Source organism: Pseudomonas sp. HS6-2 (assembly GCF_049325675.2).
GTDB classification, from domain to species: Bacteria; Pseudomonadota; Gammaproteobacteria; order Pseudomonadales; family Pseudomonadaceae; genus Aquipseudomonas; species Aquipseudomonas putida_N.
This window is the reverse complement of the sequence record NZ_CM143906.1, coordinates 4,281,016-4,292,384: the sequence shown is the minus strand read 5'-3', so window position 1 is coordinate 4,292,384 and position 11,369 is coordinate 4,281,016. Positions and strand designations below refer to the sequence as shown.

The following is an 11,369-nucleotide window of genomic DNA, read 5'->3' as shown; positions in this document are numbered from 1 at the left end:
CTTCAGCCGATGGCTGCCGCCGGGACGCGTCCGTAAATATCAGTAAAGCGCACGATGTCATCTTCGCCCAGGTACTCGCCGCTCTGGACTTCGATCATCACCAGGTCGATCACGCCGGGGTTGGTCAGGCGGTGAGTGCGGCCGGGTTTGATGAAGGTCGACTCGTTGGTGTCGAGTAGAAACTCTTCTTCGCCGTTGGTCACGCAGGCCATGCCGCTGACGATGATCCAGTGCTCGCTGCGGTGATGGTGCATCTGCAGTGACAGCGATTCGCCAGGGCGCACCATGATCCGCTTGATCTTGAAGCGCGGGCCTTCCTCAAGCACGGTGTACGTGCCCCAGGGGCGGGTGACGGTGCGGTGCAGGCGGTAGGCTTCATGGCCCTGATGCTTGAGCTGCTGGGCAATCACCTTGACCTCCTGGCTGCGCGCGGCGTCGGCGATCAGCAATGCATCAGGGGTGTCGATGACGATCAGGTTGTCCAGGCCGACGGCGCCGACCAGGCGCTTTGGTGAGTCGATGTAGCAGTTGGTCACGTCGTGCAGCACCGCTTCACCGTTGCAGTGGTTGCCGTCGTCGTCGGTGTGGCGCAGTTCGCGCACCGCCTCCCAGCTGCCGATATCGCTCCAGCCCAGTTCGCAAGGCACCACGGCAACCTTGTCGGACCGCTCCATCAAGGCGTAGTCGATGGAGATGTCCTCGGCCAGGGCGAAGCTGTCTGGGTCCAGTTCTACCTGCCGTGCCTTGTCGCCCTGCTTGGTCGCGCTCTGCTCCAGGCAGCAGGTCACGCAGGCTAGCAGTTCAGGGGCATGCGCCTGCAGTTCGGCGAGTACGGTGCCTGCACGCAAGCAGAACATGCCGGCATTCCACAGGTGGCGGCCGCCTTCGAGGTAGCGGCGGGCGGTGAGGGCATCGGGCTTCTCGACGAAGCAGGCGACCTTATGCGCATGCTTGCCGATTGCCTCGCCTTGCTCGATGTAACCGAAGCCGGTTTCGGCGCGGCTGGGCAGCAGGCCGAAGGTGGCCAGCCAGCCATCGTTGGCCAGTTGCCGGGCGTGCTCGACGGCGGTGGCGAAGGCCTCGGCGTCCTGGATCAGGTGGTCGGCCGGCAACACCAGCAGCACGCTGTCGGGGCCATAATGCCTGGCGCAGTGCAGCGCGGCTGCAGCGATCGCGGGTGCGGTGTTGCGGCCGTTGGTTTCCAGCAGGTAGTCGAGGGCAAGGTTGTCGGGGTTTACCTGGCGGTATTCGTCCTGGGTACGGAAGAACACTTCGCGGTTGGTCACCGTCAGGATCCGCTCGACGCCCGGTAGCGCCGCAGCGCGGATGAAGGTTGTCTGCAGCAGGCTCTGGCCATCGGGCAAGCGCATGAAGGGTTTGGGCATGGCTTCGCGAGAAACCGGCCACAGGCGGGTGCCGGCACCGCCGGCGATGATGCAGGGGATCAGAACGCTCATTTCACAGCCTCGACTCATGGCGCTGGTTACAGCGCAGTGAAGGGGAACTTCGCGACCTGTCACGGTTTTGGCGGAAAAGTCAAAAAACCGACTTTTCACTAAAGCTTCTTCCATGAAGGCCAAATTTTTGTCGATCATGCGCCCGATCAGAAATGCTTTCAATGATATTTAGGTGAATCTGACAGTTTTTTTGCTCGACTCCGCACTCAGTCAATGCGCGACCTAGAGCAGATTTTCCTGCGCCGTGCAGCATTTCGGCCCTGTTTGTGGTCGAGATCTGGACCGAACGATCGCCACGGAGACACGCGATGCCACAGCGCAAGGCAATCTTGATCCTGCATGGCAAGCAGGCCATGAACGAAGCGGTACGCCAGGCAGTTTCAGCCATGCGCGAGCGTGGCTGGACGCTGGATGTACGGGTGACCTGGGAAGGCGGCGATGCCCGGCGGCTGGTGGGCGAAGCACTGGCGGCCGGGTACAGCCAGGTGATCGCTGGCGGCGGTGACGGCACCTTGCGCGATGTCGCCGAGGCCATGGGCCAGGCACGTTGCGAAGCCAGCCTGGCGCTGCTGCCGCTGGGAACAGCCAATGACTTCGCCAGGGCCGCCGGTATTTCACTGGAACCTGCAGAGGCCCTGGCATTGCTGGAGCTACCGCCACGACCGATCGACCTGGGCCAGGTGGGCGACCAATTGTTTCTGAACATGGCCACGGGCGGTTTCGGTAGCCAGGTTACCGCCAGCACCTCTGAAGACCTGAAGAAAATGCTCGGCGCCGCGGCCTACCTGTTCACCGGGCTGTCGCGCTTCAGCGAGTTGCAGGCCGCCTCGGTCCAGCTGTCGGGGCCGGGGTTCGACTGGCAGGGCGACCTGCTGGCGCTGGGGATTGGCAATGGTCGCCAGGCCGGCGGCGGGCAAGTGTTGTGCCCGGAGGCGCAAGTCGATGATGGCCAGCTCGACATCGCCATCTTGCCGGCACCCCAGGAAATGGTCGGCGCACTGCGTGACTTGCTGGCGGGTGAGGGGTTGTTCGTGCGGGCGCGTTTGCCGTGGGTCGAAATAACCTGTTCGCAGGGGCTGGACATCAACCTCGACGGCGAACCCCTGCAGGCCGACAGCCTGCGCTTTGCGGCGGTGCCGGGTGCGCTGCGCCTGCACTTGCCGCTGAACTCACCGCTGGTCAGTCATCCAGGCTGATGATTTTCTCGCGCACCGCGAACAGCACCAGGCCGGCCACGTCGTAGATCTGCAAGCGCTTCATGATCTGCGAGCGGTGGGTTTCCACGGTCTTGATCGACAGGCCCAGGCCGGCGGCGATTTCGCGGGTGGACTTGCCGCGCACGATCAGGCGCAGGATCTCCAGTTGCCGCGCGGTGAGGTTGTGGCGGTCGACGCCAGACGGCTTGCCGTGCTGCGCACGCATCAGTGCCTGGTTGATCACCGTATGGGCAATGGCCGGGCTGAGGTAGCGTTCGCCATTGCGCAAGGCGACCAGGGCCTGCTCCAGTTCGGTCGCCGTGGCATCCTTGAGCAGGTAACCGTGGGCGCCACTTTCCAGTGCCCGCATGATCAGGTCCGGGTCGGTATGCATGGACAGGATCAGCACCTTGCAGGTGTTGCCAGTGGCGCGCAGCTGGGTGAGGGCATCGAGGCCGCTGGTCGAGCGCATGGAAATGTCCAGCAGGACGATGTCGGGTGCCAGTTGCTGAACGTGCTCGAGCAGCTGATCGCCGTCATCGGCTTCGCCGACCACGGTGTAGCCAGGGATGTCGGAGACCAGGGCACGGACCCCGGCACGGATCAGCGAGTGGTCATCCACCAGCAGCAATCTACAGGTCATGATGAAGCGGTAGTCCTGGCGCGTTCATGGGTACGGGGTGGCCACGGGAACAGCACGTCAATCGTCGTGCCCAGGCCCAGCTGACTGGTGATCACCAGGCTGCCGTTGAGGGCGGTGGCGCGCTCCTGCATGCCGGCCATGCCGCGCTGGCCGGCCTCGGCTGGATTGGCGGCAGGGAGAAAGCCCTGGCCGTCGTCCTGGATCGACAGGGCAAGCCCTGCTGCGCTGCGTTGCAGGCGGATGGTCAGGTTGCGAGCCCGGGCATGGCGCAGCATGTTGGTCACCGCCTCCTGGGTGATGCGAAACGCCGCCATGGCGACCTCTTCGGAGATTCCGCCCAGGCGCTGATGGCATTCCAGGCTCCAGTGCACGTCGGTGCTTTCCAGAGTGCGTACCAGGTGCGCCCGCAGGCTGGCTTCGAGGCCAAGGCTGGCCAGTTGTCGCGGGTTGAGGATGGCAGATACGTCGCGCACCTTGCTCAGCGTGTCTTCGAGGGTGCTGCGCAAGCTGCCACAGTGCACTTGCAAGTCGTTCGGTACGCGGCGTTGCAACCATTCCAACTGCATCTTGGCGGCGGTGAGCAGCTGGCCGATGTCGTCATGCAGTTCGCGGCTCAGGTGCTGGCGCTCGCTTTCTTGGACCTTGAGCATGCGCCCGGCCAACTCGGCCGGGCGCAGGCTGATCGACTTGGCACCGTGGCTCAGGTGCCAGCAGACGCCAAGCGTGGCCACCAGTTGCAGGAGCAACAGACTGGCAGGCATGCCGTTCCCGCCGCCAAACAGGGCCAGGTTGGCCAGCAGGGACACCACGCACAGCAATGCTGTCGCCCAACGCAGCAATGTGGCGCGTGAACGGCAGCGCAGAGATATCTTCAAGCGTGGGAACATAAAATTGACAAGCCACTGAAGTCTTGCTGATGGGGGCCGTGCATAGCTCATGGCAGAGGCTTTGGCGTTATGCTTGCAACAAATGGCGCGCGGCCGGCATTTGTTTGCGCGCATCTTAACACTTCGGTTCAATTTGGTCGCGGCTGGTAATGCTTTGAAACTCAGCATTTCCGGGCCCGGGAGAGGGGGCTCGCCAGGGTTGCAAGGCATCAAAGTGCCATTGCTTAACCGGGTGATTAGCGCTGCAAGTTCAACTTGCAAAAGGCCATTCAAGTGAAAGGGGGCTGAACTAGTGAAGAGCATCACAAGTTGAACCTTTTCGCGTTTTCAAACCTGTGCTTAGTTACGTTTGCCAAGCCGTCTAGTGGCGCAGCGTCGACCCGCTGGCTGGTGATCTGGCAGGCACCGTTGAATACGGATGCACGCAGTCGTTGCCGTTATCGTTGCAAGACGCACACGTTTGCGGCAATGGCTGATTCAGGGCGGCTGCCAGTTCGCTCAATAGCGTCACCTGCTCGCAGGTATCGAGGGCGAGCCGGCCGGTGTGCAGGTCGACCAGTTCCAGTTGCCAGGCCAGCAAGGTCAGGCAGGCATTCAGCGAGGGCAGGGCTGCATTGTCCAGGCACTGCTGGTGGCAGGCTGGGGCAAGCAGCTGGTGCAAGACGCTTGCATAGTGGGCGACTTCGAGCAGGCCCAGGTTGCCGGCGCGTCGGGCCAGGGTCTGGAGGGCGTTGTTGAGGCATTGGCAGGCGTCCGGATCATTGCGGATCAGTTCCAGGTGCTGCAGGCATTCCTGGGACTGGGTCAACAAGACCTGGGCATCCAGCAGGAAGTCCTGCAGGGTGTCGATGTTAGAGACGCTGCTGTCCATCAAGACACTCCGGCGCGTTGGGCTGGAGCAGGGGATGGCCACGCCATGTCGATCGCTAGCAAAAGCCTGACTCCATTCATGCAGTGAGAATGGCGTCACATTAATGGCTAAAGGATATCGCGAACATCAGGTTGCACCTGATTGCTCCTAGGGGTTTCCCTGATGGTGCCTAGGGGGCGACAAGTTGACCTGGAATGGATCCAAGCGGGTCGTGTCGCAGTAAAGCATGATGCTAATGTGATATCAATTGCCCTGCGGAGCATTTTTTCGCAAGGATCAAGATGCGCAGGGAAGCGCCGATATAGAACGGATCATTTCATTTTTTCGACACAACCCTGGGGGTTTTCCAATGGCTGGCATTCTCGACACGGTAGACCAACGCACGCAGCTGGTGGGTGAGAACCGTCTGGAAATCCTGATGTTCCGCCTGGCCGGTCGCCAGTTGTTCGCGATCAACGTCTTCAAGGTACAGGAAGTGCTGCAACTGCCCAAACTGACCCTGATGCCGCAGCGCCACGCGTTCGTCTGTGGTGTGGTCAACCTGCGTGGGCAGACCTTGCCGGTGATCGACCTGTCCCAGGCGATCGGCATGCGTCCCCTGCAGCCAGGGCCGGACAGCACCATCATCGTCACCGAGTACAACCGCTCGGTGCAGGCGTTCCTGGTGGGGGGCGTCGATCGCATCGTCAACATGAACTGGGAAGCCATCATGCCGCCGCCTTCCAGTGCCGGGCGCCAGCATTACCTGACCGCTATCACCAAGGTGGACGACAAGCTGGTCGAAGTGATCGATGTCGAGAAGGTGCTGGCCGAGATCGTGCCCTACAACGCCCGGGTTTCCGGCGACAAGCTGGCCGATCCGGTACTGGCGCGCGCGCGTGGCCGCGAAGTGCTGCTGGTGGATGACTCCAGCGTGGCGCTGGCGCAGCTGCGCGATACCCTGTCGCAACTCGGGGTCAAGCTTCATGTGGCCAGTGATGGCCTGAAGGCCCTGCGCCTGCTCAAGGGCTGGGCTGATGCCGGGGAAGATGTCTGCGAGAAACTGTTGATGGTCTTCACCGATGCGGAAATGCCAGAGATGGACGGTTATCGGCTGACCACCGAGATTCGCAGCGATGCGCGCCTGCGCAAGCTATACGTGGTGCTGCACACCTCCTTGTCGGGCAGCTTCAACGAATCGATGGTGAAGAAGGTCGGTTGCGACAATTTCCTCTCCAAGTTCCAGCCTGATCGCCTGGTCGATGTGGTCAAGCAGCGCCTGCTGCTGGATACCAGCAACGCGTGATCCTGCTGCTGGCCAGGTATAAGCTTGGCTTTTGACAAGGTATGAGGCGGCAGGGATGTTTCTCAGTAAATTGTATCGATACCCGGTGAAGTCGGGGCAGGCGCAATGCCTGCAGGGTTCGCCGGTGGGCCTTCTGGGGTTGCAGGGCGATCGACGCTGGATGGTGGTAGAGGAAGAGAATGGACGCTTCCTCACCCAGCGCGCCTGGCCACAACTGGGCCAGTTGAAGGCCCGCGCGGGCGAGGATGGCGAGTTGCTACTGGAGTTGCCTGGGCAATCGCCAATGCGCGTTGCGGTGCCTGCTGCTGACGATGCGCTGCGCGGTGTGACCATCTGGCGCGATACCTTGCGCGTGCCCGACGCGGGCGACGAGGTGGCTGCCTGGCTGTCGCAGTGGCTCGGCAAGGCGGTACGCCTGGTGCATTGCCCGGAGCAGCGGGCGCGCTACCTGCCCAACGGTTATGGCCTGAACAGCGACCGTGCGGCGTTCCCTGATGGCTTTCCGTTATTGCTGATCGGCCAGGGCTCGCTGGATGATCTGAGCCACAGGATCGGCCGCCCCATGGAAATGCTGCGCTTTCGGCCGAACCTGGTGGTGCAGGGTGCTGAGCCGTTTGCCGAGGATGGCTGGAAGCGGATTCGCATTGGTGCGCTGGAGTTTCGAGTGCTCAAGCCAAGCGTGAGATGCATTTTCACCACGCTCGATCCAGCGACCGGGGAGCGTAGTGTCGATCGCGAGCCGTTGACGACCCTGAAGACTTTCCGCGAGAGGGAAGGGGATATCCTGTTCGGGCAGAATCTGGCCGTGGATGGCAGTGGCTGGCTTGAGGTGGGGATGGAAGTCGAAGTGCTCGAATAACCCGTGCCGGCCTCTTCGCGCCGAACCGCCGCGAAGAGGCCAGTACCGGCTCAGTCCTGATCACATGTCATCGAAATACCGCTCATGCCAGTCCACCAGCGGTTGCGGCACATTGAGCTTCTGCCCGTAGATCACCGAATACGACAGCACGTTCTGCACATACTGGCGCGTTTCGTCGAACGGGATCGATTCCACCCACACGTCGAAGCTCAGGTGCTTGGCGCCCTTGAGCCACTGCCGCACGCGCCCGGGGCCTGCGTTGTAGGCTGCGGACGCCAATACCCGGTTGCCGTTGAACTGGCCGTGCACCTGGCTCAGGTAGGCCGCGCCGACCTGAATGTTCTTCTCCGGGTTGAACATCTGCTGCGGCGAAGCCAGCGGGATGCTGAACTTGCGTGCGGTTTCCTTGGCGGTGGCCGGCATCACCTGCATCAGGCCACTGGCACCGACGCTGGAGCGGGCATCCTCCATGAAGGCGCTCTCCTGGCGAGTAATGGCGAATACCCAGCTCGAGTGCAGCCCACGCACTTTGGCTTCACGCACCAGGGTATCGCGATAGGCCATCGGGAAGCGGATATCCAGGTCGTCCCAGTACTGCGCCTGGCTAATGGTGCGGATGGCCGGGAAGTACCAGTGCATGTCGTAGGCCAGGCGTGCCTGGGCCACCATTTCATCGCGGGTGAAGTGGCGGCTGACGTGGTACCACTCGCGGCGGCCTTCGACGACCTGGCCGCGGGCGTGGAACTCCAGGGCACGCTGGATGCCCGGGGTATTGCGCACCTTGTTGACCAGTTGCGGGCTCAGCAGCAGTGGCTTGTTGTTCAGCTGGTAAGGCGTTTTTGCCCGGTCAGCCGCGAGGAAGCCATAGAAGTCACGCTCGCGCGCCACGTTCTTGTACAGCAACGGAATCTGCGGGTTGTTCGGCTGGGCCAGCTCCAGGCTGCGTGCCTGCCAGTACTTCCAGCGGTTGCTGCTGGCCAGGTCCTGAGGCAGGCGCCGGGTCAGCTCGTAGGCGTCTTCCCAGCGGCCCAGGCGCAGCAGCAGGCGCAGGCGCCATTCGCTGACCGTGTTGTCGCGCAGCTCGGGGTCGTAGCGGGTCATCAGGTCAAGGGCGCGCGGATCGTAACGGCGGGCCAGGGTCAGGCCGATCTCGCGGGCGATGGCGACTTTCTCGTCGCGCGAGAAGTGCATGCGCTGGGCGTAATCGTCGAGCATCTCCATGGCGCGGTCAGGGTCCTGTCGGGCCAGGCGGCGCAGGCCGAGGCTGACCACGTCGGACATGGCTTCGTTGGCCGGGGTGAAGCGCGAGGGCTGGTTGAGCAGCTCGGGCTTTTGCGCCACGTCGATCAGCAAGCGGCCCTGCGGTGCGAGGGTAGTCAGGCCTTGCACCATGTTGTTTGCCAGCGCGTAGTTGCGCGCCTGGGCCGCCAGTTTGGCGCGGTTCCAGCGTTTGGCTTCTGTCAGCTGGCCTTCTGCGGCCCACATGCCGAACAGAGTGTCGCAGGCAGCCGGTTGCGACTTGCCGACGTTCCACAGTTTTTCGGCGCTGGCGAAGCCTTCGGCGCGCTGGCCATGGCTCAACTGGTACTGGCCATTGAGGCAGTCCAGCTCGGTGAAATTGAGCTTGGGGTCGTAGTACTTGACGAAGGTGTTCCACTCGCCGCGTTCGGCCAGCCAGCGCAGCCAACGCAATTTCATCCAGTTGGCCTGGGGCAGGTCGCCGTGCTTGGCCAGGAAACCTTCGATTTCCTCGTTGCTGGCAGTCTTCAGACGCGCGGTCAGTTCGTCGTACGCCAGGTACGGTGTGAGCGGGTAGTCGCGCAGCGCCTGGGCGTAGCGCAGGTAAGGGCCTTTGTCGCCCTTGGCCAGCGCACGCTTGGCCTCGTCGTAGTACTGGCGTTGCTGGGAAAGGTCGGTGGCCTGCGCCGCGCTGACGGTGGCGGCGGTGAGCAGCAGGCAGGAAGCAATCTGTAACAGGCGGCTGCGCATGATACGTCCGGGCAGTTGAACCATGGGGAAGTGACGGCGAAGCCAGCACTGTTGAAATCTGATTGCCTTAGCTTAGCCGTTTGCCGGCGGCGGGTGATAGCGCTGTGCTTGTAACCGGGCGTTAACGCCGACCGGGTGTCGCCAAGCCCCTGTGCGGTAGTCAACTTAATGCCGGAAAGGGCCAAGTCAGGTAGAATGCGCGCCCGCTTTCTGGAGACGAACATGACCCTGCTCAAATTCAGCGATGTGTCCCTCGCATTCGGCGCGATGCCGCTGCTGGACAAAGTGTCCTGGCAGATCGCCCGTGGCGAGCGGGTGTGCATCATCGGCCGCAACGGCACCGGCAAGTCGAGCATGCTGCGCCTGGTCAAGGGCGAGCAGAAGGGCGACGACGGCGAGATCTGGCGCGCCCCTGGCCTGAAGATCGGTGAGCTGCCACAAGAGCTGCCGGTTGCCGACGAGCGCACGGTGTTCGATGTGGTCGCCGCTGGCCTGGATGGCGTTGGAGAGCTGCTGGCCGAGTTCCATCACCTGAGCCAGAACATCCAGGGTGATGACGACCTGGAAAAACTCATGCACGTCCAGCACGAACTGGAGGCCCGCGACGGCTGGCGCCTGCAGCAGGTGGTGGAAAGCACCCTGAGCCGCCTGCAGTTGCCCGCGGACAAGACCTTGGCCGAGCTCTCCGGTGGCTGGCGCCGCCGCGTGCTGCTGGCCCAGGCGCTGGTGTCCGAGCCTGATCTGCTGCTGCTCGACGAACCGACCAACCACCTGGACATCGGTGCCATCGCCTGGCTCGAAGAAGCCCTGCGCGGCTTCAACGGCGCCGTGCTGTTCATCACCCACGACCGTTCCTTCCTGCAGAACCTCGCCACGCGCATCCTCGAACTGGACCGCGGCGGCCTGATCGACTGGAATGGCGACTACGCCAGCTTCCTGGTGCACAAGGAGGCCGCGCTGGCCGCCGAAGAGACGGCCAATGCGCTGTTCGACAAGCGCCTGGCCCAGGAAGAGGTGTGGATCCGCCAGGGCATCAAGGCCCGCCGTACCCGTAACGAAGGCCGCGTGCGTGCGCTCAAGGCCTTGCGTGTGGAGCGCGGCGAGCGTCGCGAGCGCCAGGGCAAGGCGAACATCCAGATCGAGGCGGCAGACAAGTCCGGCAAGCAGGTGATGGTGCTGGAGAACGTCAGCTTCCATCACGCCGATGGCCCGCTGCTGGTCAAGGACTTCTCCATGGTCCTGCAGCGCCAGGACCGTATCGGCCTGCTGGGTGCCAACGGTACCGGCAAGACCACCCTGCTGAAGATGATGCTCGGCGACCTGGAGCCTACCGCAGGCAAGGTCGAGCGCGGCACCAAGCTGGAAGTGGCCTACTTCGACCAGATGCGTCACCAGCTCGACCTGGAAAAGACCGTCATCGACAACCTCGCCGAAGGCCGCGACTTCATCGAGATCGATGGCCAGAACCGCCATGTGCTGAGCTACCTCGGTGATTTCCTGTTCAGCCCGCAGCGTGCGCGCACGCCGGTCAAGGCGCTGTCCGGTGGTGAGCGTGCGCGCCTGCTGCTGGCCAAGCTGTTCAGCAAGCCGGCTAACCTGCTGGTGCTCGACGAACCGACCAACGACCTGGATGTGGAAACCCTCGAGCTGCTCGAAGAGGTGCTGTCCAACTACAAAGGCACCGTGCTGATGGTCAGCCACGACCGGGCCTTCCTCGATAACGTCGTCACCAGCACGCTGGTGTTCGAAGGTGAGGGCAAGGTGCGCGAGTACGTCGGTGGCTACGAGGACTGGATCCGCCAGGGTGGTTCGGCGAAGCTGCTCGGCGTGACCGAGAGCAAGGGTGGCAAGTCCGAGCTCAACAGTGCCGTGGTCGAAAAGCCGGTGGAAGTGGCAGCGCCTGCGCCAGCCGCGCCGGCGGCGGATGCTTCGAAGAAGAAGCTCAGCTACAAGCTGCAGCGCGAGCTGGAAATGCTGCCGGGGCAGATCGACGAGGTCGAGAAGCGCATGGCCGAGGCGCAAGAAGAAGTGAACGCTGCTGGCTTCTATCAGCGGCCGATTGCCGAAACTTCGGCAGTGCTGGCCAAGATCGAGAAGCTGCAGGGTGAGCTGGATGCGCTGGTAGAGCGGTGGGCTGAGCTGGAAGGCTGAGCAGTCCTCACCGGCCTCTTCGCGGGTAAAC

The 11,369-nt window shown here is 63.0% G+C and carries 9 protein-coding genes; 4 read left to right on the top strand and 5 right to left on the bottom strand.

Annotated features, from left to right (window positions below):
- Positions 1–2: 2 nt before the first annotated feature.
- Positions 3–1,457, bottom strand: a complete 1,455-nt coding sequence (locus ACOKS3_RS20025; RefSeq protein WP_422764141.1) for a mannose-1-phosphate guanylyltransferase/mannose-6-phosphate isomerase — start codon at positions 1,455–1,457, stop codon at positions 3–5.
- A 308-nt stretch (positions 1,458–1,765) separates the two neighbouring features.
- Between ACOKS3_RS20025 and yegS the strand changes: the two genes are divergently transcribed.
- Positions 1,766–2,653: a lipid kinase YegS gene (gene yegS / locus ACOKS3_RS20020; RefSeq protein WP_103449806.1), complete on the top strand. Its 888-nt coding sequence runs from the start codon at positions 1,766–1,768 to the stop codon at positions 2,651–2,653.
- Here the strand turns inward: yegS and ACOKS3_RS20015 are convergent.
- The 3 genes from ACOKS3_RS20015 to ACOKS3_RS20005 all read right to left on the bottom strand — a co-directional run bounded on the left by ACOKS3_RS20015 (position 2,637) and on the right by ACOKS3_RS20005 (position 5,054).
- Complete coding sequence (locus tag ACOKS3_RS20015; RefSeq protein ID WP_103449807.1) at positions 2,637–3,296, bottom strand: response regulator; 660 nt, start codon at positions 3,294–3,296, stop codon at positions 2,637–2,639. The two genes, yegS and ACOKS3_RS20015, sit on opposite strands and share 17 nt — an antisense overlap.
- The gene (locus tag ACOKS3_RS20010; RefSeq protein ID WP_103466523.1) at positions 3,293–4,183 is read right to left on the bottom strand and encodes a sensor histidine kinase; all 891 of its coding nucleotides are present in this window, start codon (positions 4,181–4,183) and stop codon (positions 3,293–3,295) included. Before ACOKS3_RS20010 ends, ACOKS3_RS20015 begins: the two co-directional genes overlap by 4 nt.
- A 361-nt stretch (positions 4,184–4,544) precedes the next feature.
- Positions 4,545–5,054, bottom strand: coding sequence for a histidine kinase (locus ACOKS3_RS20005; protein WP_103449809.1), 510 nt, complete (start codon positions 5,052–5,054; stop codon positions 4,545–4,547).
- Between the two features lie 349 nt (positions 5,055–5,403).
- On the opposite strand from ACOKS3_RS20005, the gene ACOKS3_RS20000 reads away from it, so the two are divergent.
- Complete coding sequence (locus ACOKS3_RS20000; protein ID WP_027919546.1) at positions 5,404–6,339, top strand: chemotaxis protein CheV; 936 nt, start codon at positions 5,404–5,406, stop codon at positions 6,337–6,339.
- A gap of 55 nt (positions 6,340–6,394) precedes the next feature.
- On the top strand, positions 6,395–7,198 hold the full coding sequence (locus ACOKS3_RS19995; RefSeq protein ID WP_103449810.1) for an MOSC domain-containing protein: 804 nt from the start codon (positions 6,395–6,397) through the stop codon (positions 7,196–7,198).
- Positions 7,199–7,258: 60 nt separating this feature from the next.
- On the opposite strand, the gene ACOKS3_RS19990 is transcribed toward ACOKS3_RS19995, so the two are convergent.
- A complete protein-coding gene (locus ACOKS3_RS19990) occupies positions 7,259–9,187 on the bottom strand; it encodes a transglycosylase SLT domain-containing protein (protein WP_103449811.1) in 1,929 nt (642 codons plus the stop codon).
- A gap of 222 nt (positions 9,188–9,409) precedes the next feature.
- Here ACOKS3_RS19990 and ACOKS3_RS19985 point away from each other — a divergent pair, with 222 nt between their 5' ends.
- Positions 9,410–11,338: an ATP-binding cassette domain-containing protein gene (locus ACOKS3_RS19985; protein WP_103449812.1), complete on the top strand. Its 1,929-nt coding sequence runs from the start codon at positions 9,410–9,412 to the stop codon at positions 11,336–11,338.
- Positions 11,339–11,369 lie beyond the last annotated feature (31 nt).

What these genes read in the sequence shown, in the direction of transcription:
- ACOKS3_RS20015 (WP_103449807.1), bottom strand. Translation starts at nt 3,296, where the DNA reads ATGACCTGTAGATTGCTGCTGGTGGATGACCACTCGCTGATCCGTGCC.
- ACOKS3_RS20000 (WP_027919546.1), top strand. Translation starts at nt 5,404, where the DNA reads ATGGCTGGCATTCTCGACACGGTAGACCAACGCACGCAGCTGGTGGGT.
- ACOKS3_RS19995 (WP_103449810.1), top strand. Translation starts at nt 6,395, where the DNA reads ATGTTTCTCAGTAAATTGTATCGATACCCGGTGAAGTCGGGGCAGGCG.
- ACOKS3_RS19990 (WP_103449811.1), bottom strand. Translation starts at nt 9,187, where the DNA reads ATGCGCAGCCGCCTGTTACAGATTGCTTCCTGCCTGCTGCTCACCGCC.
- ACOKS3_RS20005 (WP_103449809.1), bottom strand. Translation starts at nt 5,054, where the DNA reads ATGGACAGCAGCGTCTCTAACATCGACACCCTGCAGGACTTCCTGCTG.
- ACOKS3_RS19985 (WP_103449812.1), top strand. Translation starts at nt 9,410, where the DNA reads ATGACCCTGCTCAAATTCAGCGATGTGTCCCTCGCATTCGGCGCGATG.
- ACOKS3_RS20025 (WP_422764141.1), bottom strand. Translation starts at nt 1,457, where the DNA reads ATGAGCGTTCTGATCCCCTGCATCATCGCCGGCGGTGCCGGCACCCGC.
- yegS (WP_103449806.1), top strand. Translation starts at nt 1,766, where the DNA reads ATGCCACAGCGCAAGGCAATCTTGATCCTGCATGGCAAGCAGGCCATG.
- ACOKS3_RS20010 (WP_103466523.1), bottom strand. Translation starts at nt 4,183, where the DNA reads ATGTTCCCACGCTTGAAGATATCTCTGCGCTGCCGTTCACGCGCCACA.